This window comes from Anaerovibrio sp. RM50, assembly GCF_000622005.1.
Taxonomy (GTDB): domain Bacteria; phylum Bacillota; class Negativicutes; order Selenomonadales; family Selenomonadaceae; genus Anaerovibrio.
The window spans coordinates 1-21,680 of the sequence record NZ_JHWV01000008.1 but is presented as its reverse complement, the minus strand read 5'-3'; the positions used below and the strand labels follow the sequence as shown (position 1 = coordinate 21,680).

The 21,680-nt window shown below is 47.4% G+C and carries 19 protein-coding genes; 12 read left to right on the top strand and 7 right to left on the bottom strand.

Translation table 11 applies throughout. The features are described 5' to 3' along the window. Positions 1-68: 68 nt before the first annotated feature. The 6 genes from T525_RS0106125 to T525_RS0106100 all read left to right on the top strand — a co-directional run bounded on the left by T525_RS0106125 (position 69) and on the right by T525_RS0106100 (position 6,838). Entirely contained in the window at positions 69-1,064 is a 996-nt protein-coding gene (locus T525_RS0106125; RefSeq protein WP_027406482.1) for an ABC transporter substrate-binding protein, read from the top strand. A gap of 10 nt (positions 1,065-1,074) precedes the next feature. After that, complete coding sequence (locus T525_RS0106120; RefSeq protein WP_027406481.1) at positions 1,075-1,959, top strand: ABC transporter permease; 885 nt, start codon at positions 1,075-1,077, stop codon at positions 1,957-1,959. Then, positions 1,952-2,746, top strand: a complete 795-nt coding sequence (locus T525_RS0106115; protein ID WP_027406480.1) for an ABC transporter ATP-binding protein — start codon at positions 1,952-1,954, stop codon at positions 2,744-2,746. The genes T525_RS0106120 and T525_RS0106115 overlap by 8 nt, the downstream gene beginning before the upstream one ends. A 152-nt stretch (positions 2,747-2,898) precedes the next feature. Then, positions 2,899-4,935, top strand: a complete 2,037-nt coding sequence (locus T525_RS14440) for a methyl-accepting chemotaxis protein (RefSeq protein WP_037325317.1) — start codon at positions 2,899-2,901, stop codon at positions 4,933-4,935. A gap of 188 nt (positions 4,936-5,123) precedes the next feature. Then, positions 5,124-5,915 (top strand): dihydroorotate dehydrogenase electron transfer subunit, encoded by a 792-nt coding sequence (locus T525_RS0106105; RefSeq protein ID WP_037325316.1) that lies wholly within the window; start codon positions 5,124-5,126, stop codon positions 5,913-5,915. Beyond that, positions 5,915-6,838: a dihydroorotate dehydrogenase gene (locus T525_RS0106100; RefSeq protein WP_027406478.1), complete on the top strand. Its 924-nt coding sequence runs from the start codon at positions 5,915-5,917 to the stop codon at positions 6,836-6,838. Before T525_RS0106105 ends, T525_RS0106100 begins: the two co-directional genes overlap by 1 nt. A 57-nt stretch (positions 6,839-6,895) precedes the next feature. Here the strand turns inward: T525_RS0106100 and T525_RS14435 are convergent, their stop codons facing one another. Beyond that, the gene (locus T525_RS14435; RefSeq protein ID WP_051533453.1) at positions 6,896-8,422 is read right to left on the bottom strand and encodes a response regulator; all 1,527 of its coding nucleotides are present in this window, start codon (positions 8,420-8,422) and stop codon (positions 6,896-6,898) included. Between the two features lie 34 nt (positions 8,423-8,456). After that, positions 8,457-8,939: a hypothetical protein gene (locus T525_RS0106090; protein WP_027406477.1), complete on the bottom strand. Its 483-nt coding sequence runs from the start codon at positions 8,937-8,939 to the stop codon at positions 8,457-8,459. 278 nt (positions 8,940-9,217) lie between these two features. On the opposite strand from T525_RS0106090, the gene T525_RS0106085 reads away from it, so the two are divergent. From T525_RS0106085 to T525_RS15565, 3 genes are read left to right on the top strand one after another with little or no spacing between them, the layout of a single operon-like run. Then, entirely contained in the window at positions 9,218-10,636 is a 1,419-nt protein-coding gene (locus tag T525_RS0106085; protein ID WP_027406476.1) for a hypothetical protein, read from the top strand. Next, entirely contained in the window at positions 10,602-11,816 is a 1,215-nt protein-coding gene (locus tag T525_RS14430; protein WP_198022635.1) for a glycoside hydrolase family 3 protein, read from the top strand. Before T525_RS0106085 ends, T525_RS14430 begins: the two co-directional genes overlap by 35 nt. A gap of 43 nt (positions 11,817-11,859) precedes the next feature. Then, positions 11,860-12,549 (top strand): DUF805 domain-containing protein, encoded by a 690-nt coding sequence (locus T525_RS15565; RefSeq protein ID WP_051533451.1) that lies wholly within the window; start codon positions 11,860-11,862, stop codon positions 12,547-12,549. Between the two features lie 103 nt (positions 12,550-12,652). Here the strand turns inward: T525_RS15565 and T525_RS15560 are convergent, their stop codons facing one another. Both T525_RS15560 and T525_RS0106065 read right to left on the bottom strand, forming a co-directional pair. Further along, complete coding sequence (locus tag T525_RS15560) at positions 12,653-13,342, bottom strand: zinc ribbon domain-containing protein (RefSeq protein ID WP_051533450.1); 690 nt, start codon at positions 13,340-13,342, stop codon at positions 12,653-12,655. A gap of 9 nt (positions 13,343-13,351) precedes the next feature. Then, positions 13,352-14,080: a FadR/GntR family transcriptional regulator gene (locus T525_RS0106065; protein WP_037325314.1), complete on the bottom strand. Its 729-nt coding sequence runs from the start codon at positions 14,078-14,080 to the stop codon at positions 13,352-13,354. A 391-nt stretch (positions 14,081-14,471) separates the two neighbouring features. On the opposite strand from T525_RS0106065, the gene T525_RS0106060 reads away from it, so the two are divergent. Next, positions 14,472-16,256, top strand: coding sequence for a methyl-accepting chemotaxis protein (locus T525_RS0106060; protein WP_027406474.1), 1,785 nt, complete (start codon positions 14,472-14,474; stop codon positions 16,254-16,256). A 143-nt stretch (positions 16,257-16,399) separates the two neighbouring features. Continuing rightward, positions 16,400-16,789 carry a methylglyoxal synthase gene (locus T525_RS0106055; protein ID WP_027406473.1) on the top strand — a complete coding sequence of 130 codons (390 nt, stop codon included), beginning with the start codon at positions 16,400-16,402 and terminating at the stop codon, positions 16,787-16,789. Between the two features lie 81 nt (positions 16,790-16,870). On the opposite strand, the gene T525_RS14415 is transcribed toward T525_RS0106055, so the two are convergent. Further along, positions 16,871-17,887: a sugar-binding protein gene (locus T525_RS14415; protein ID WP_051533449.1), complete on the bottom strand. Its 1,017-nt coding sequence runs from the start codon at positions 17,885-17,887 to the stop codon at positions 16,871-16,873. Positions 17,888-17,910: 23 nt separating this feature from the next. Further along, complete coding sequence (locus T525_RS14410) at positions 17,911-19,608, bottom strand: methyl-accepting chemotaxis protein (protein WP_051533448.1); 1,698 nt, start codon at positions 19,606-19,608, stop codon at positions 17,911-17,913. Between the two features lie 225 nt (positions 19,609-19,833). Here T525_RS14410 and T525_RS0106040 point away from each other — a divergent pair, with 225 nt between their 5' ends. Then, positions 19,834-21,318 carry a class I adenylate-forming enzyme family protein gene (locus T525_RS0106040; protein WP_027406472.1) on the top strand — a complete coding sequence of 495 codons (1,485 nt, stop codon included), beginning with the start codon at positions 19,834-19,836 and terminating at the stop codon, positions 21,316-21,318. Between the two features lie 138 nt (positions 21,319-21,456). Here the strand turns inward: T525_RS0106040 and T525_RS0106035 are convergent. Continuing rightward, positions 21,457-21,680 (bottom strand): IS3 family transposase (locus T525_RS0106035; RefSeq protein WP_027406471.1); only part of this gene is annotated, 224 nt, incomplete at its 5' end.

Genomic DNA, 21,680 nt, shown 5'->3' with positions numbered 1-21,680 from the left:
TTTTTTGAAACAATAATGTATAATATGTGTTAGGTTTTTTATTTTTATACTATTAGGAGTGATAATGTATGTTCTTTTCCAAGAAAATGAAAATGGCAGCCCTGGGTATGGCTGCGGTATTCTCCCTTGGGCTGTTGGGGGGCTGTGGCTCCAATAATCAGGCAGCTTCTGACCAGAAAACAGTGGGTATTGTACAGCTGGTGGAGCATGATGCTCTGGATGCGGCCAACAAGGGCTTTAGGGATGCCCTTAAGGAGCGTGGCTACGAAGAGGGCAAGAATCTGAAGATTGATAATCAGAATGCTCAGGCCGACCAGTCCAATCTGCAGAATATCGGCCAGCGTTTTGTAAGCAATCACGTGGATCTGATATATGCAATTGCAACTCCGGCTGCCCAGACTGTGGCCAACCTTACCAAGGATATTCCAATTGTGGGCTCTGCCATTACCGACTACGTTGGTGCCAAGCTGGTTAAGTCCAACGAGGCTCCTGGTGGCAACGTAACTGGCACCAGCGATATGAATCCAATCAAGGATCAGGTGGACCTTCTGGTTAAGCTTTGCCCTAATGCCAAGACTATTGGCTGCGTATATACCTCCAGCGAGGTTAACTCCGAGATTCAGTTCAAGACCATGAAGGAATATGCCGAGTCCAAGGGCCTGAAGGTTGAGGCTGCTACCATTTCCAACGTAAATGATATCCAGCAGGCTGCCCAGAGTCTTGTGGGCAAGGTGGATGCCTTCTATCTTCCTACCGACAATGTAATCGCTTCTTCCATGCCAACCCTTATTTCCGTATGTGATGCTGCCAAGAAGCCAGTTATCTGCGGTGAGTCCAACATGGTTAAGGCCGGCGGTCTTGCAACCTACGGCGTTGACTATTATGAGCTGGGCCGTCAGTCCGGCTTCATGGCTGCGGACATTCTTGATGGCAAGTCCAAGCCAGCTGATATGAAGATTGAATTTGCCAAGGTTCTGAAGGCCGTAGTAAACAAGACCAATGCTGACAAGCTGGGCATCACCATTCCTGCAGACGTGCTGAAGGACGCCGAGGTATTGAATTGAGGTTATTGACGTGGATCTGATTATTCCTACTATATCCCAGGGGCTCTTGTGGTCCCTGCTGGCCATCGGGGTGTATATTACATTCCGTGTGCTGGATATTGCTGATTTGACAGTGGAGGGCAGCTTCCCCCTGGGGGCGGCTGTGGCGGCCTCTTGTATGCTGGGGGGCATGAACCCCGTTCTTTCCATTTTTGTGGCGGCCTTTGCCGGCATGTTGGCTGGCATTGTAACTGGTTTTTTGTGTACAAAGCTGAAGATTCCTGCCCTTTTGGCGGGGATTCTTACCATGATAGCCCTGTACTCCGTGAATTTGCACGTTATGGGAAAGGCTAATCTTTCTTTACTGAACGTGGAGACGGTGTTTACCATGTTTGGGATTCCTGATGTGACCCTCAGCAACATGGTTCTGGTGATAGGTGCTGCTGTGGTGGTATTCACCGGGGTTTTGTGCTACTGGTTTTTCGGCACAGAGATTGGCGCCTCCATTCGTGCCACTGGCTGCAATCCTCACATGATTCGGGCCAATGGTATTAATACTGATATTACGGTAATTTTGGGGCTTTTGATTTCCAATGCCCTGGTGGCCGTGTCCGGAGCCCTTGTGGCCCAGGCCAACGGCTTTGCCGATGTGGGCATGGGAGTTGGTACCATCGTTATTGGCCTTGCCTCTGTAATTATCGGCGAGGTGCTCTTTGGTACCAGAAGCTTCAAAAATTGCCTGATTTCCGTAATTTTGGGCTCCATTGTATATAGGGCAGTTATTGCCATAGTATTGCAGATGGGTATGCCACCAAACGATTTGAAGCTGTTTACGGCCATTCTTGTTGCAGCCGCTCTTTCCATGCCGCTGTGCCAGGCCAAGCTGAAAAAGAGAAAGGTGGCCCAGGATGCTTAAAATTGAAAATATCAAGAAAACCTTTAATCCCGGTACCATTACAGAAAAGGTGGCCCTGCGGGGTGTGTCACTGCACCTTAAACCAGGGGATTTCGTAACGGTCATCGGCGGTAATGGCGCGGGTAAATCTACGCTTATGAATGCCATTGCGGGAACCTTCAAGGTGGACACGGGTAAAATTGTTATTGACGGGAAGGATATAACCAAGCTGCCGGAGCACAAGCGGGCCAAGTACATTGGCCGCGTATTTCAGGACCCTATGATGGGTACTGCCGCCAATATGCAGATTGAGGAAAATCTTGCCATTGCTTCGCGCCGTGGCCAGTTCCCAACCCTGCGCTGGAGTGCCCCGGAGGCTCAGCGTACCTATTTCCGTGAGCAGCTGAAGCCCCTTAACCTTGGCCTTGAGGATCGTCTGGAATCAAAGGTGGGCCTTCTTTCCGGCGGCCAGCGTCAGGCCCTGACCCTCCTTATGGCTACCATGGTGGAGCCAAAGCTGTTGCTTTTGGACGAGCATACAGCGGCCCTGGACCCAAAGACTGCGGCCCAGGTGCTGGAGCTTACCAATAATATAGTAAACAGCCGTAAGCTCACCACATTGATGATTACCCATAACATGAGGGACGCTCTGGCCTGTGGTAACCGTCTTATTATGCTCCATGAGGGCAAAATCCTTATTGATGTCAGTGGCGAGGAAAAGAAGAGCCTCACCATCAAGGACTTGCTGGCCATGTTTGAGAAGGCGGCGGGCAGCGAGCTGAATTCCGATGCATTGCTGTTAAGCTGAAATGGATTTTTCCATAATTATTCTAATAAACTCCTGCTTTTTGGCAGGAGTTTATTTTTTTGTGTGGAATAGTAAGTATAAAGTAGTGAATTATTTTTAAATGAGCTAATTAAATTTAATTAAGGAATAATTTTGTATAAGGAGGCTATAGTATGGGTATCAAAGGAAAAATGCTGGTGGGAATGCTGCCCTTTGTAATTCTGGGCATGCTGATTCTTACCATAGTATCCGTGGTGTCCTCCAGCGGGAGCCTGGGAACTCAGATTGAGCACACCATGAATTCCGAGCTGAAGGCCAATGTAAATTACATTAATGAAAAGCTGGACATGGCCCGTTCCACGGCGGTGAACACAGCCCGCTTCGTGGGGGCGACCTACAAGAACACCCCGATGGACACCTTTAAGGCTGTTATAGGGAAGACCATTCAGAATGATGATTTCTTCTTTGGCAGCGGTATCTGGTTTGAGCCTTTTGCCTTTGATGCTTCCCAGGAATATATGGGACCATATTGGTATAAGGACGGGGGATCCGTTAAGGAGACCTATGAATACAGTAATGCTGAGTACAATTATTTCACTCAGGAGTATTACAAAAATGCCAAGGCTGTAACCAAGGAAGATGCCCTGATTACCGACCCTTATTATGACCCAACCTCCAAGGTGGTTATGTCCACCTGCTCCGCACCGATTTTTGATTTGTCCGGGAAATATGTGGGCTGTATCACAGTAGACTTCTCACTCCACGAAATCAGTGAGCTTATGGGCAGCATCAAGGTGGGAGAGAATGGCAAGGCAATCCTTGTTACATCTGATGGTACCTATGTTTATTCCGAAAATTCTGCTGACGTGGAAAATGGTGTGAAAATCACCGAGGATGAAAACAAGAGCCTGGCAACTGCGGCCCAGACCATGCTCAGCAATGAAAGCGGTATTACTGAATACGATGCAAATAATCTCTATTTCGCCACTGTGCCGGGTGTTAACTGGAAGCTGGCCATTAAGATGCCACAGGAAGAGATCAATGCACCGGCTGTAACCCTTACCAAGATTATGATTTTTGTCTGCGTTGTTATGATTGCCCTTTGCGTAGGCAGTATTGTATATCAGGCCAACAATATGGTTACCAGAATCGAGGCTTTGGGTGCCCACATGAAGGAAATGTCCCAGGGCAATCTCAGACTTAATCCTCTCACCGTGGATTCCCATGATGAGCTGGGACAGATGGCAGATGGCTTTAATACCATGCTTCATAATTTGAAGGCCATTATAACCCAGACTATGAATACTGCAGAGCAGGTGGCGGCCTCCAGTGAAGAGCTCACAGCCAGCTCCCAGCAGGCGGCAGAGGCAGCAACCCATGTGGCCCAGTCCGTTGTGGGCGTGGCCGGCGGCATGGAAAAGCAGCTTTCAAGCATGGATGAGGCCAAGGGCAGTATTGACAGTGCCTTTGGGGATATCAGTGTTATGACGGACAAGACCAGTGTGGTTACGGATAATACAGAGCAGATGGCCGGGGCAGCCGATAATGGTGCCCAGCTCATGCAGAACGCTATGGATAAGATTAACAACATTGAAAAGAGCGTTGCCAATTCTGCAGAGGTTGTTAAAAAGCTGGGCGAAAATTCTGCCCAGATCGGGGAAATCGTTGACAGTATTTCCTCCATTGCTGATCAGACCAACTTGTTGGCTCTTAATGCGGCCATTGAGGCAGCCAGAGCTGGTGAAGCCGGCCGTGGCTTCGCTGTAGTAGCTGAGGAAGTCAGAAAGCTTGCTGAGCAGTCCCAGGAGTCTGCTGAGCAGATCAAGAACCGTATTTCCGTTATTCAAGGTGATACTGAGGAAGCAGTTAAGGCCATGGAATCCGGCACCAATGAGGTGGCACTGGGTACCCAGGCTATCCGCGAGGTGGGCGAGCAGTTCAAGGATATTACCACAAGGGTTGCTTCCATCAAGAATGACATGGAGGAAATCAATTCTGCTGTTCAGACCGTTTCCAAGGGCATGCAGGATGTGGTGGGCTCCATGGATAATATCGACAAGGTTTGCCGTGATACCTCCGAGGAGACCCAGACCATTTCCGCAGCAGCTGAGGAACAGTCCGCCTCCAGTGAGGAAATCGCAGCAGCAGCCAATGCACTGTCCAATCTGGCCACCGATTTGCAGACTGCCATGGGCAAGTTCAGGGTATAAAATTGGTGTAGCTACAATATATAGAATGGCAATATATATAATGGCCGTCCCTTTCGTGGGGGCGGCTGTTTCTTTTTGCACAAGGGCATAGTACTGACTCTATTGGGGAAGGCGGCCTGATTTTCAGAGGCAGAAGGTGGCAAAAAAGCTGGTAATATGGTTTAATTATTAAATGAGGTGATTGCGAAATGAACGAAACTCAAAAATTAGTGGAGATTGGCAATATCGTTTCCAACTGGGAATTATCCGCCGATGTGAACGCCCTGGTGCTGGAGTGCCCTGAGATAGTGTCTTTGGCAGAGCCAGGCCAGTTTGTAATGATAAAAAATGAAATGGGCAGCACCTACCTTCGTCGTCCCTTTGGTGTGGCAGACGTGGACAAGGATCAGGGCCTGCTGCTTCTCATATACCGCAAGGCCGGCAAGGGCACAAAGGAGTTGGCCCAGCTGGAGGAGGGAGCTCCCATCAGCGTGGAAGGTCCTTTGGGAAGGGGCTTTTCCTTTAAAAATGAAGGCAGAACCCTCCTTATCGGGGGCGGCGTAGGCATTGCACCTATTATTTATACTGCCCGCCATTTGGCAAAGGACCTGGAGGGACCAAAGCCAGTAATTCTTTTTGGTGTACGCAATCACAAGGAGCTTTTCTGGAGCGATTTCGTGGAAAATTTCGCTGAAAAGCTGGTATATACCACAGATGACGGATCTTACGGCCGCAAGGGCTTTGCCATTGACGCCATTCCGGATATCTTGAAGGATTATCCGGATATTAGTCATATCAAGGTTTGCGGTCCTACTGTTATGATGAAGGGTATCGCTGAGCTGGCTATAAAACAGGGCATTGAGTGTGAGGTATCCCTTGAAAAGCGCATGGCCTGCGGCTTTGGGGTGTGCCTTGGCTGCACCTTTGAGGGCAAGAGCGGCAAACGCTGGAAGGTATGCGGTGACGGCCCAGTATTTGATGCTGAGGAGGTATTTGGCTGATGAATATTACGCGCTTGGCAACTGATTTTGCCGGTATTAAAATGACAACCCCTGTTATGGGAGCCTCGGGAACCTTCGGCTTTGGCGTTGAATACAGTGATTTCCTCGATCTTGATCAGGTGGGGGCCATTATTTCCAAGGGGCTGACACCTTTGCCAAGGGCTGGCAATGAAGGGGTGCGTATTGCCGAAACCCCGTCGGGGATGCTGAACTGCATCGGCCTGGAAAACCCTGGCATAGACGTATTTTTAAGGGATATTCTCCCCAAGGTGCGAAAAGAGGCACCAAATACCGCCTTTATTGCCAATTTCTCCGGCAGCTCCGTGGAGGACTATGGCATAATGGCTGAAAAGCTGGACGTGGACGGGGTTGACGGCATTGAGGTGAACATTTCCTGCCCTAACGTGAAGGAGGGGGGCATTGTATTCGGCACTGACCCCAAGGCTGCTGCGGCGGTGACAAAAGAGGTCAAGGCCCATACCAAAAAGCCAGTCATCGTGAAGCTTTCACCAAACGTTACGGATATTACAGTTATGGCCAGGGCCGTGGAGGAAGCAGGGGCAGATGCATTGGCCCTAATTAACACCCTTACGGGCATGGTAATAGACATTAACACATGGAAGCCACTTCTGGGCAATGTAACCGGCGGCCTCTCCGGCCCTGCAGTTAAGCCCATTGCAGTGCGCATGGTATATCAGGTGGCCCATACGGTAAAAATCCCTATTATGGGACTGGGGGGCATTGCCACTGCCGAGGATGCCATTGAGTTCCTCCTGGCCGGTGCTTCCACCGTGGCCGTAGGGGCAGAAAATTTCGTCCACCCGGATGCCGTAGTCCGCGTGGCCGAAGGCATAGACAAGTATCTGGAAGAGCACAACCTCAGCCACGTATCCGAGCTGGTGGGGAAGGTAAAAATAGGATAAATTAAAAATGCTGGAATCAAATTTGATTCCAGCATTTTTTCATGGGAGTAAAAGTTATTACTGCTGCTTTTGGTTTATATCAGTAATATCAGCAATATACACGAAGTAAACAAGGCGCTCGCCGTCGAATACCTTGTAGCCGATGTCTGCCAGGTGGCGGATTTGGCCGTCCTTCCGGATAACATCATAGTCCACCAGATCAAGGTTCAGTGAGGATTCCTCCTGCTGCTGATTAATGGCCTTTTGCACCTGTTCAATGTCATTGGCGTGAACCAGGGTTTTGAAGGTGCCTCCCACCAGCTTGAGGAATTCTTCCTCGTTGGCACAGCCGAAGATTTCTGCGGTGCCCTGATCGGCGTAGGTGATGGTTTCATCCCAGTCCACATGGTAAATGAAGAAACCGCATTTGCAGCCCAGCTTGGTGTATTTTTTCCTGAAGGTTTCCAGACCGTCTGTCTGGATATAATAGTTTTTGTGGGCCAGCACGTTGAAGATGGTGGCATAGAGCTTATCCACGTCAAATGGCTTTGCCACATGGGCATTCATGCCCACCAGCAACGTCTCCCGCTTGTCAGCATCGGAGGCATTGGCGGTCATGGCAATAATAGGAATGGTACTGTGGGCCGGCTCCTTTATGCGGCGGATAATTTTTGTGGCCTGATGACCGTTTACATAAGGCATTTCCACGTCCATTAATATAATGTCGTAATAGCCCGGCTCCGATTCCCGCAGCATGTCCACACACTGCTTTCCGTCACATGCCCGTTCCACGGTAAAGCCTCTGTCCTCCAGAAGGGCAATGGCAATATCTGCGTTCAGTTCATTGTCTTCTGCCAGGAGAATCCGCATATCGTGGGTAATCTGGGTATTTATGCGGTGGGGAATGGTGACGATGAAATCCGTTCCCTCCCCGTCGCGGCTTTTTACATCAATGGTACCATCCAGGATAGTTACCAGTTCCTTTACAATATGCATGCCCAGACCGGTGCTGAAGGCTCCCCCCTGAGGTGCAGGGCCGCTGGTGGTAAAAGCATCAAAAATAAAAGGCAGAACCTCCTGGGGAATTCCCTCGCCAGTATCGGAAATGGTGGTCTGATAAAGGGCATAATCTGGCTTATCACAGTCCAATTCCTTTATGGAAACGGTTATTTTACCCCCCTCAGGAGTATATTTATGGGCATTGCTTATAAGATTAAGCAGAATTCCTTTTACCTTGGCAAAGTCCACCATAATATCCGGGTGCTTTACATCAACATTGGTGGAGAACTGGATATTCTTTTTCTTCATGAGCCCCTTAAATTCCTTGGTTACGGCCTTCAGCAGGATGTTAATATTGCCATAGGCCTCTTCTATGGTAGCTATACCGCTTTCCAGGCGGGCCGTTTCCAGCACGTTGTTAATAAGGGTACGCATGAAGTCGTGGGAATTTCTGATTTTCTTGATATATTCCCGTGCCTTTTCCTCATCCTTAAGATTGTTTTCCAGCTCATTGGTGAACTCCGCCATAGCGTTCAGTGGAGTCAGCACTTTGTGGGCGATATTAAAGATAAAGGACGTATTGGCACTGTTTTTCTTCTTGCTCATGGTCTTTCTCCTGTGCTATGAAATTTTTTGTAAATCAATATGACATCCAGGAGCCGGTGCTCTGGATACTGCTCATCATAACCTCAGTCAGTGCGGTCTGGAGCTGCTTGCTGAGGTCCTGGGTAAGCTGTGGGTCCATGTTGATGCTGTAAAGTGGGTTATTGAGCATATTCAGCTTCAGTACCCCGGTGGTTATGGCCCCCATGGCTTCCTGGGCATAGGCCCGCTGATGGCGCTGGGTATAGTTTCTCAAATGCTTCATGGCATCGGCCTGGCTGGACCAGAAGGCGTCCTGAAGGGACAACTGATATTGGGCCAGATCCACTTTATCCAAAATGTCCTCAAATTCCTGCTGCTCCTTTTGGATTTTGCTCCAAACGTCTGCAAAGGATTTTGATTCCTCCGTTTCCGTCGCGGAGGTACTTTTGGAACTTTTGGCAATATTGCTGATTGCGCTGTTTCCCATAAGACTGTTCAGCTGCATCATTATGTCCATGCTGTTATCAATAAAAGCCATATCGCACCATCCTTTCTTCCTTATACAATTATAACGCAATTGTTCAAATTTTTCTTTTTCAAATAGAAGAAAAATCTTCCACTTAGCCCTTCTGTGGGAAATATCTTCTTCTCGTTATATCGTAAATAGGGCTAAATGACTTAATCAATACCTATTAATACATTTAAAAAATGTCAAGATATCCCATTTTGTGGTATAATTAACAGAATAAATTAATTATCATTTCCCAATAAGGCTTAGAATATATAGGGGAGATTAATGTCGACGAGGAGTGTACTATGGGAATTTTACCAGATAAATTATTTGATCTGGCTTTTAAACTAAAGTCCGCAAAGCCATGGAAAATGCTGCATCCGGCCCAGTTTTTTGCCATTGTGCTGCCGGATGGCAAGCCACGGTTCTGTCAGGTTTTCGGGGGAGCCTCCGGGAAGCCTTCCCTGTGGATTCACAACAGTGAACAGAGCGTGCAGGCTTATTTGCGGATGGTACATGCTCCACAGATTAATTTCTACAACAAGGTGGATTATCTGGTGGAGCAGGAGGCCTATATTCTTTCCTTTGAAAACAAGGCGGCCATGGCGCCTTCTGAGCTGGAGGATATGCAGAGCTATCTGAAAAGGAAGGAACTGAAGCCAAGCGGCAGCGGCTTCTATCCCGTGTTCCGCACCACCACCTCCCAGTACAGAACATGGATGTATCGTGACAAGGCGGATGTGGAGAACACCATCTGCTGTTTGCAGGCCGTGCTTAAGGTGCTGGAGCTGATTCACTCCGGTGAGGATATGGACAGCCTTATATTGGATGTACGTCTCCATACCCAGGACAAGCGTCTATCCATTCCTTCCATTTGTATTAATGGTCTGAAGTTCACCCATGATGTGGTGGAGCTTGCTGCTTTGAATAAACGGAAGCACTATCAGCCAAAGTGGAATGATTTGCAGATTGCCCGTATGAAGAAGGCGAAAAAAACTGGCGCTATATGGGTGGCTGACGAGGGCAGCCTGCCGGAGGCTCTCATTAATGAGGACGCCCAGATGAATGAGTACGGGGAGGCCGTGAAGGCACCTTATTTCCCGGAGATGCTGGCGCTATTTGACGAAGCCAGCGGGGAAATGCTTTTGATGGAAACAAGTACCTCTGACAGGGACCTTTACGGGAATATTACCCAGTGTCTTATGAATACCATTATGGAAATGGGACGGCCTATGAGCATCAGGGTTCGCAATGATGCCACGGAAGCCCTTCTTAAGGGCCTTTGCAGCAAGCTTGGCATTAAGCTGGACCGCCGTGAGGCCATTCCGGAGCTGGATGATTTCCGCTGTGATATTCACTCCCAATGGATGTTGGCCCAGGGCTTTTCCGAGGACGAGGTTGAACACGAGCTGGGCAGGGTTTATGAAAGCTCTGAGTCCATGCCACATAAAAATAAGGGCAGGGATGAGCGGCAGGATATGCTGGAGTCAATTGCGGACAGTCTGGTGGAGGACAAGGGGGCAGCAGAGGAATTTATTAAATACGTCACCAGCAAGGGCATTATGGATTCGGTGCCTGATATGGTATTTGATAATCTTGTGGACGCAGTGATGCTCTTTGATATAGATCCAAAGCTGGAAAAGCTTGTAAAAGAGGAATTTAGACGTCGTTATTATGAGGACGAATTTTATGATGACTTCGATGACGGGGAAGATGAATATTAATAGAGGTCACAGATTTATTCAGGGCATCTGTCTGCTGGTCATACTGGTCATGACACTGGCCCTGTCCGGGTGTTACAACAAAACCCCCAGGGATTTCAAGACCATAGCCGCTGATGGCTCCCTTTCCCAGGGCCAGAAGGTGGAGGAAATTCTTGAGGGCATGACCCTTGAGGAAAAGGTGGGCCAGATGATTTTGGTGGGTGTAGCCGGTACGGAGCTGGATGCCACTGCCCAGGGGCTCTTTGACAGATACCATTTTGGTGGGTTGGTGGAATTCGATTTCAATCTGGTAAATCCCTCCCAGATCCAGACCCTTAATGATCAGCTTCAGACGGTGGGGGGCAGCAAGCTGCCTCTGTTTATAGCCATTGATGAGGAGGGGGGCCTTGTGGCCCGTATGCGGCATATCGTACCGCCTCCCCCATCACAGCTTTCCATTGCCCAGTCCGGACCGCCTGAGCTGGCAAAGGAATGGGCTATGAAGATTTCTCCACAGCTGAAGGAATATGGCTTTAACCTGAATTTTGCCCCGGTGGCGGATTTGGGTTCCTTTAAGGACCGCCATTACAGCCATGATCCAAAGGTGGCGGCAGATTACGTGGAGCAGGCTTCCATAGGCTATGAGGAAAGCGGTATGCTGTATTCTCTGAAGCATTTTCCGGGCATAGGACGGGGGAAAACCGATACCCACAACGACAGCGTGGTGGTGGATGCCACCCCTGAGGAGCTGAACGACACGGATATTGCCCCATTTGTGCGGGTGATAAACAGAAATACCAATGACAAGCAGATGATTATGGTTTCCCACGTGATATATTCAAAGATCAGCGGTGAAACTCCCGCCAGCCTGTCCCCGGAGATTATGACGAATCTCCTTCGGGAGAAGCTGGGCTATAATGGCATTATTGTTACTGATGATCTTGGTATGGGGGCAGTGGCCAGACATTACAAGCCTGGGGATGCGGCAGTGATGTCCGTTCTGGCTGGTGTTGATATGGTAATGTCCTGTCATGTATACGAAAATCAGAAGGAAACGGCGGAAGCATTGCTTGAAGCCGTAAGAACGGGTAAAATATCTGAAGAGAGGATAAATGAATCCCTTCGGAGAATTATACGGGCCAAGCTTAATTTGGCGGCACCAAGAATGGGACTAATTATCAAGAGAAGTCCCTATGAATAAAATGGTATAATTACAAATGTATTTTTAAATTGGAGATGATAGTATGTCGAAGTATTGTCCTAACTGCGGGGAAAAGGTGGATGACAGTGTAGCCTTCTGCCCTGAGTGCGGCCAGAATTTTAATACCCAGCCTCAGGGGGCACCACAGCCACAGCCAGTGGTTCAGCAGCCAATTCAGCCTCAGCCTCAGCCGCAGCAGCCAATGCAGCAGAATCCATATCAGCCTGTTCCGCCTCAGCAGCCTATGAACGGCTATAATCAGGGGCAGCCAAATGGTTATAATCCTTATGGGCAGCAGGGCGGTTTTCAGCAGCCTGGCTATCAGCAGCCACAGTATGGCGGTTACAACGCCGGGCCGAAGCCGGATAATATTATTCAGGCCTTTAAGTGGACCACCTATACTGGCCGTCTGAACAGACAGAGATATTTCCTTCGTGGTCTGGCTTTTGGTCTTGCAGCCTTTGCTTTGGCCATGATAGGCGCTATGCTGGGCCTTGCCATGGACTTTAGCGAGGATGCTTCCGAGGGATTGGGCTATATCTTCTGTATTCCGGTGTTTGTTCTTTCCTACATGAATGCCATGAAGCGCTGCCATGACCTGGATAAGCCGGGCTGGCTGGCAATTGGCACTTTGGTTCCTTTTGTGAATTTATTCCTGGGTATCTATCTGCTGTTCTTCAGGGGCACCGATGGCCCTAACCAGTACGGCGATGACCCGCTGATGTTCCCTTGATGGAATACAACAGATTCAAATCTGATATTTTTTAACTAAAAACGCGAAAAGCGGCTAAAATCTGTTTCATTGCAGATTCAAGCCGCTTTTTTGATGCTTGCTTTTAATATAGCTTTGTACCGCAGCTCTGGCAAAACTTTGCCCCCGGCAGAAGCTTGGCACCGCAGCTGGTACAGAATTTTTTTACCCGTGTTTCCCTGTTTTCGGCGGGTATGGCTGTGCCGCAGCTCATGCAGAACTTCTGCCCCGCCTTGGCGGGAGCCTGGCATGAAGGACATGTAACGGAGGTGGCGGAAGCCATTGATATCACCGGGGCAACCTTGACTACAGGGGCCATGGGGTCATCGGAGCCCAACTTCTGAAATACCATTCTCAGCACCGGTATCAGCATATCGTTGGGTACATATATCTTATATGTATCTGATGCTGGGGTGATGCCCTGGGCATAGTACATGGTGAGATCAAAGCCAAACTGAGATCTGGTGAGCTGTATATTGCTGCCAATAAACCGTTCCATAGGAATAAACCAAGGGTAGCCCAAAATGTGCATTCCCTTGGTTGTCAGAAGAAAGCCCTTGTTGGGGGCCTTCATATCGCCGTCATCGTAGAAAAACAGAACCTGCTCATCTATGGGGCTGAAACTGGTGAATTTTTTCAACCCATAGGCAATACAGGTATCTGAGTTGGGATTGACTCCCGGAAAATGAAAGTTTACCGGAATAAAGCCAATGCCGGCAATAATATTTTGTGCAAAAACAGCACTGTTGAAGTTGGTAGGTAATTGAAAAGTCATAGGGTCAAATTAAATCTGGTCCTGCTCCTTTTTATTTTGCTTTTCCTCATAGTCTTTGACCATGTATTCACGTATCAGACTCAAATGGTTGGTCATGGCATTGTAGGCATCAAAAATCTTGCCTTCCAGAATAGCCTTTAAAATACGGCGATGGTAATAAAGGGTATTTGACACACTGAGGTTGTTAAGGGTCAGTTCAATGTTCTTTTCAATGGAAGAAAAGAGAATATAGGTAAGGTTACCAATGATTTTGTTGCCGGTGGCCTCAGCAATAAGCTGATGGAACTTGCCGTCCTCAGCCACGTAGGATTCGCCCTTGTTGATACGATCCTCAAGCACATTCATCATGTCAATAAGGGCCTGTTTTTGGTCCTCAGTGGCATTTACCGCAGCCAACTGTGCGGCCTTTGGTTCAATCATCAGACGTAAGTCAATCATGTCCAGGGCCAGCATCTGGTCATCGTAGATAAAGGTGAGCCCCAATGGGTCATCGGGAATCCCCTGTTTTTCGGAGATAAAGGTTCCGGCCCCCTGGCGGCTCTCCAAAATATTACGGGCAATCAGGACTTTGAAAGCCTCACGCAAAGTACCGCGGCTGACAGCGAATTTATCAAGGAATTCTGCTTCGGTAGGCACCTTGTCGCCGGGCTTCAGCTGTCTGGAAGTGATATAATCGATAATCCTGTCTGTTGTGAGTTCAACCAGCGTTTTCCCGCTGTCCTCCTTTATATCCTCCATAACATCAATTCTCCTTACTGTAAAAAATATAGCTCCGTGTAAAAAATCTTTAAATTTATAAGACCATTATATATAATTTAATTCAATAAATCTACACAATTTTGCAAATATTTTGGCTGATATGCTGATTTTATAAGCAAAAACTAGGAATGACAACCCTTTGGAAGGTTTTATAAAGGACAAAAAGTTAAAATAATTTGTCAGATGACAAACATTTTTTTATTATTTATTGTACAAATTAAGTTTAACCATAAAAAATTTACAATTCTTTTAAAAAATAAAAGAGGGATTTCCTACAAGTCTGTAGAAATCATAAGACAATTAGGGATGATGTGAGTATTTTTGTGACAGGTATAGGAATACCCGATGGAAGGTTTAAGGGGGAAGTAAGATGAAGATGTCACTAAGGAACAAGGTAATTTTTGTGGTGGTAGCCATATCCTTGCTGACCACTTTGTGCATTGGCATAATGATGGTCTACAGCATGGTGGATGAATCAAAGCGGCAGGTGGAGGCCTACCGTGAAACATTGACCCAGGATATTGAGAAGCAATTAAAGGACCAGACTGAAAGTGCAGTATCCGTAATTAATTATGTATACGGCCTCCAGCAAAATGGCACTCTTACTGAGGAACAGGCCAGGAAAGAGGCTGCAGACCGGGTAAGGGCCATGCGCTATGACAATGGTGCCGGATATTTCTGGATTGATACCTATGAGGGGGTTAATGTGGTTCTTCTTGGACGTCCAACAGAAGGTAAGAGCCGTATAAATTCAGTGGATCCAAATGGTGTCCGTTTTATCGAGGAAATGATCAAGAATGGCCGCAAGGAAGGAGGCGGCTTTACTGACCTGATGTTTGCCAAGCCAGGTGAGGATACTCCTCTTCCAAAGCGTAATTATACTGTATCCTTTGCTCCTTATCAGTGGGTTCTGGGCACAGGGGTCTGGATTGATTACATTGATAACATGGTGGCCCAGCAGGAAGAAACTGCTAATGCCGCATTATGGGCCAGCCTCATTAAGATGGGTATTTTCGTTCTTGTGCTGCAGATTCTGTTCATTGGTATTGGTTATGTATTTGCAAATAAAATTACCCAGCCAATTCTTACGGTGACTGACCGTCTTAAGGTATTTGCCACGGGTGATTTCCGCACCGACAGAGGCGATGATGCCAGATTTGATTCCAATGATGAAATCGGCGAAATGCGCCAGGCCATGCGGACCCTTCAGTCAAATATCAGCAATATGATGAAGAAAGTTGTGGCCACTGCCCAGCAGGTTACTGATTCCGCCGGGCAGCTCAATACAAATGCCAGCCAGTCCTCCGAGGTATCAAGTTCCGTGGCAAATTCCATGGTAAATGTTGCAGGAAACTGTTCAGAGCAGTTTACTGAAATTGAGACTGCCAACGGCCAGGTGGATACCTTGGGACAGCACATGACCAACTTTGTAAATACAATTCAGCATTCCAGCGAAGTAGTAAAGGTTACCCAGGACAAGGCCGTTGCTGAGGCCAAGACCGTTGATGGGGCCGTGGAGCAGATGAAGCTGATTCAGTCCTCAGTTATGCAGTCCGCAGGCGTAATCACTGAGCTGGGTGAGGAATCTGACCGAATTGGCAAGATTGTTGATACCATATCCTCCATTGCCGCCCAGACTAATCTGCTGGCCCTTAATGCCGCCATTGAGGCAGCCCGGGCAGGAGAGCATGGTCGTGGCTTCGCCGTTGTAGCCGATGAAGTCAGAAAGCTGGCTGAGCAGTCCAGTGAATCTGCCGGTGAAATTGCCGGACTCATTACCTCCATTCAGGCCAAGAGCCAGAAGGCTGTGGGAGTAATGCAGGAGGGGGTAAGCCAGGTGGAGGCAGGAACCAAGGTAGTTCAGGAATCCGGTGCCAGTTTCAATGAGATTGCGGAAATGGTCCGCAAGGTAGTGGAAGAATCCGAGGAAATGAACAATATCGTTAATTCCCTTAATGAGAATACCAAGACTATTCAGGAAGCTATACAGTCCGTGTCTGTAAAGAGTTCCTCTGTTTCCTCCGAGGCGGAGAGCGTATCTGCCGCCAGCGAGGAGCTGACTGCCACCATGAGCGAGATCGAAAGCTCCAGCGGCGTTTTGGCTAACATGGCCAAGGAGATGCTGCAATCCGTTGAGAATTTCAAAATGGATTAAGTTTAAAAAACGGTGTTAAATAGGCTGCAACTGATGTATAATTAACTTTGGAAGCAAAATCAGACTTTTTACATAGTTTTTTCATGCTTTCATGGTATATTTCTTACCGTACAAGAATAGGAAAAGAAAAGAGGTTGATTTTCATGCAGACTATTGCACTGATTGCTCATGATAAGAAAAAGGAAGAAATGCTGGAGTTTGTTGAGCAGCATATTGATTTACTGAAGGGCTGCCACTTGATTGCTACCAATACCACTGGTACCAGAATCAAGGAAAAGTACGGTATTGATGTTGAGACCATGATGTCTGGTCCTCTTGGCGGTGACCAGCAGATTGGTGCAAAGGTTGCAACCGGCGAGGTGGATTATGTAATCTTCCTTCGCGATCCGCTTACCTCTCAGCCTCACGAGCCTGATATTAACGCACTGCTCAGACTTTGTGATGTTCACAATGTACCACTTGCTACCAACAGAACCAGCGGTCATATCATGTTGAAGTATGTGGCTATTGAAAATACTGTTGCTAGTGACTGATTCCAAAAATAAACAACAATGACAAGCTTAAAACGCCTTGGCTCACTGAGTCAAGGCGTTTTCTACGTACAAAACAGATTATTATTTTACGAGATTTGTGTTGTCCTTGTCGATTATCATTGGAATACACAAATAAGCCGGAACAGTCATAACACCATTATTGTAGGTTGTTTTGTCATTGATGGCAGGCTGAGTTCCCTCAACTACGGCCTTAATCATGCGGATACACTTAGCATTAAGGTCATCTGAGGATTTATAAATGGTAATAGCCTGGGTACCAGAGCGGATGGCCTCAATAGCACTGGCTTCGGCATCCTGTCCGGTAATAAGTGGCCAAGCACCGTGATAATTTGCCTGTAAAGAAGCACGGATGCCAGCGGCACAGCCGTCATTTGGAGCAAGTACAGCTGCCAGATTACCATCGGCATAGTAGGTGCTGATGAGCTTGTCCATGCGGGCCTGAGCATTCTTGCCGTCCCAATCCTTGGTGGCAGCCTGCTCGAAACTGGTTTCATTACTGCGGCTCACAAGCTGACCATTATCGAAGTATGGCTTAAGCACCTCCATGGAACCGGTAAAGAACATGTGAGCATTGTTATCCTTTGGATCGCCGGCAAATACCTCAATGTTGTAAGGTCCAGCACCGGATTTGAGGTTAAGAGCTGCCACCAGATATTCACTCATGGCCTTACCAACAGCCTCATTATCGAAAGAAGCATAGTAGGATACGGCATCAGTGTTCATAATCAGGCGGTCATAGGCAATGACAGGAATGTTTTCAGCCTTTGCGTTTTTTAAAACCTCGGTGAGCTTTTCACCATTTACTGCGCCAATAACGAGACAGCCAGGATGGTCCTGAATCATCTTTTTAATCTGTTCAATCTGCTGATCCTCGGTATCAGCAAACTGCAGATCAACCTGGAAGCCCTCTTTTTCCAGATCTTCCTTCACGCTGTTGCCGTTTTTCTGCCAGCTGGCAGATGAATTGGCAAAGCTTATAGCAACTTTCTTGTTGGAACCGTTGTCAGAACCGCATCCGCTAACCAGAAAGGCTGCTACAAGAAGTAAAAGTGATGCTAAAGCGATTATTTTTTTCACTTAATATTCTCTCCTTTTGACAATCAAATCTTAAATTTGTCAGTAGCATTCTGCAGGTCAACAGAGAGCTCTGCCATCTTGCGGCTGGCATTGGCGATTTCGTCCATGGAAGCTGCCTGTTCTTCAGTAGCTGCAGATACGGATTCGGTTTCAGAGGCCACTTCTCTGCCAGTCTTCTCAAGTGCAGCCATGTTGCTAACCAGGTTGGCGGCGTTGGAGGAGGAGCTGGTGGCCTCGTTAAGAATATCACGGGAATGCTCAGCCAGGTTCTCAACAGCACTAACAATCTGATTGAAGGCATCACCGGCGTTGGTGACAACCTCCTGACCAGCCTTCACAACCTCGGTGCCACGATTCATACGGTTAACAGCATGATCTGTATCCTTCTGGATATCGGAAATCAAATCTGCAATACGCAACGCGGCGGTGTTGGATTCCTCAGCCAGCTTGCGGACCTCCTCAGCAACTACCGCAAAGCCACGGCCAGCTTCACCGGCACGGGCAGCCTCGATAGCAGCATTCAGAGCCAACAGATTTGTCTGGGACGCAATACTTGCAATAGTATCGCTGATGGTACCAATTTCGTTGGAGCGTTCAGCCAACTGCTTGATAACTTCAGCAGATTTGATAACTGCCTCAGAGATTTCTTCCATCTGGCGGACTGCATCAGCAATGGATTCTGCACCATGGCTGGCAATGTCCTGCACATTATGGGCAGCCTCGTTAGAGGCAGAAGCCTTATTTGCAAAACCCTCAAGATTTTCAGCCAGTAGGTTGATATCATTTGAGGAATTGGTTACGGCACTTTCCTGCATGTTGGCATTGGCTGCCACATTGGTGATGGACATAGCCACCTGATTGGTTGCCTGGGCAGACTGTTCAGCATTTTCCGTAAGCTGCTTGGCAAATCCGGAAACGTCCTGCGCTGTTTTATGAATATGTCCAATAAGGGTACGGAGATTATGAACTGTATCCTTATAGGAATTTGTCAGCTCACCGAATTCGTCGTTGGTTTTGGCGGAAACATCCACTGTCAGGTTACCACCTGCAATCTCCTTGGAGATATTCATCAGATAGGTGATAGACTTCTGAATAGTGGAGCTGAGATACCAGCCCATAAATGCGGACAGAACAAGGATTATTATAAAAGTAAAGATTAAAGCATTTCTGGTAACAGCATACTTTGCTTCTGCATCTGCTGTTTCAGCGTGGATAAAATCCTTCTGTGCATCCAGGAGCGTTGTAAGATCGTTGCTGATAACCTGATAGTCCTGCTTGGATTTATCAAGCATAACAGCAGCCTCAGCCAGTTTGCCCTCTGAAATCAGATTAATCATGGCTTCGGAGTTTTTCCGATAGGTCTGCCAGTTGCTGACTATGGTCTGGAAGCGGGCTGCGTTTTCACCAGTAAGGGTTGGTTCGATATCCTTAAAGGCAATGTCCAGCTGATCCCCCAGTTTTTTTGTCTGCTGCATGGCATAAATCCTATTTGGCAGAGTAGTTGCCGTGAAAATGCCATATTCACCCTGACGGTAGTCGGTCAAGGTCTGGTTACTATTGGATGCAGCCATAACACCATTAAGATGCTCTGTAGCAATCCTCATAGCACCATTGTTAATGCTGTTTAAACTATATCCGGAAAAGAGGTTGGTTGCAGTGATAATAAGCAGCAACAACCCAAATACCATATATAGCTTTTGGCGAATAGTCAAATCATTCAAATAAAACCCTCCTTTTTTTTATAGTATTATATCACATATATATACCATTTTATTATCGTTTGTAGTTAATTATTTTTATGGTTCATTTTTTGTTTTGATGTTTGAAATCGTCCGCCGTATTTAATATGAATTAATTGGCAATATGATGAAATTCTGTTATACTATTTTAGTTAGACAAAAAGAGATAATGAGAGATTATAGTAGAAGGATGAGTGTAAAAGCTATATGTTAATACATGATTTGGTTTATCGTGGTAAAGACGATGCAGTTGCTGTTATTGATAAAGAGCGTCAGTTTACATATAGGGATTTGCAGAATTCTGTAAATGAGTACCGCAACTACCTATATAGTATTGGGGTGCGCCGTGGAGACCGGGTTGGTCTTTTCTCTCGCAACAACGCAGATATTCTCCTGGCCTACGTGGCCATCGTGTCCCTGGGGGCATTGGCTGTGCCTATTAACTTCCAGCTCAGCAATCGCGAGATAGCCTATATCCTTAAGGATGCCGGCATTGTCCATTTGCTTACCTATATGGAGCTGGATATTGCAGAGCCTTTGGCTGAACTGAAGTATGACGCAAGTGTGCAGCAGCATGATCTCAGATATTGCTATCAGGCTAAGGATTGCCCTGCTGCTCCGAAGCTGCCTGAGGATTTTAAGGATACAGAGCCATGTGTAATCATTTACACCTCCGGAACCACCGGCAACCCAAAGGGTGCAGTTCTCTGCCACAGAAACATCATTGCCAATGATGAGCAGTACCATGAGGTGGCCCATGGCACCGACAAGCTGGTGGAGCTGTGCATACTGCCTATGTATCATTGCTTTGGCTGGACCCTGTCCGTTATGTATCCTCTCTACGTGGGGGGCAAAATGGTGATTTTGGATAAATTTACACCAAAGGAAACCATTGAGACTATTCGTGAATATGGGGTTACCGATACCCATGTGGTTCCAAGTATCTGCGCCCTTTTGAATAAGCTGGCCAAGCCGGAGGATATGAGGACCCTGCGCATGGTGGTCAGCGGCGGCACCACCTTGCCATTGAAGATTGCCCAGGACTTCAAGGATAATTTTGGCATTACCCTTTGCGAGGGCTACGGTTTATCGGAAACTTCCCCTGTGGTTACCATGAATTCCCCTGCCACTGCCAAGATTGGCTCCATTGGTCCTGTGGTGCAGGGCATTGAATATAAGATTGTCAACGGGGACAACCAGGAAATGGCCAGAGGTGAGGCCGGAGAGCTGGTAGTGAAGGGCGACAATGTTATGCTGGGCTACTGGAACCTTCCGGAGGCCACTGAGGAGGCATTGCATGATGGCTGGTTCCATACAGGGGATGTGGTCCGTGAGGACGAAGAGGGCTTCCTCTACGTGGTGGACCGTATAAAAGATATCATTATATCCATGGGTGAAAACGTGTATCCACGGGAAATCGAGGAGCTGGTTTACAATTATCCTGGCATCACCGAATGTGCCGTGGTGGGTGTTCCCGACAAACTCCGTGGCAATGCGGGGGCCTGCTTCTATGCCGTTAACGAGGGAGAAGAGGTCAATGTAAGGGAACTGAAGAAGTATCTCCAGAAAAATCTGGCCCTTTACAAGATACCCCGTGAATTCCATAAGGTGGAGGCACTGCCAAGAACCTCCACTGGGAAGATTGCCAAAAAAAGAATTATTCCTGAATACGAGGCTTCAAAGAAGAAATAGAACAGCTTTTGCCACTACATTAGGGGCGGGGGCTATTAAAAAAGCAGAAATCGCTGAAAAAGAACTGCTACCCGTCAAGAGGACAGTAAAAAAATATAAATTTTCTTTGGTCGACAGCCATTGTTCTGTCGGCCTTTTTTATGCGGCCATATACATATTATGTTTTTCTATTGGTGTCAAAATGCCAAGGCTGCGCTGAACACGTTTATTGTTGTAGTAAGCAATATAGGATTTAATTGTATGTATTAGACTGAGTCTATCTGTAAAGCGTTTGCCATAATAACATTCTCTTTTCAATATGCCCCAAAAACCTTCCATAGGCCCATTATCAATGCAATGGGCGACACGAGACATGCTTTGAA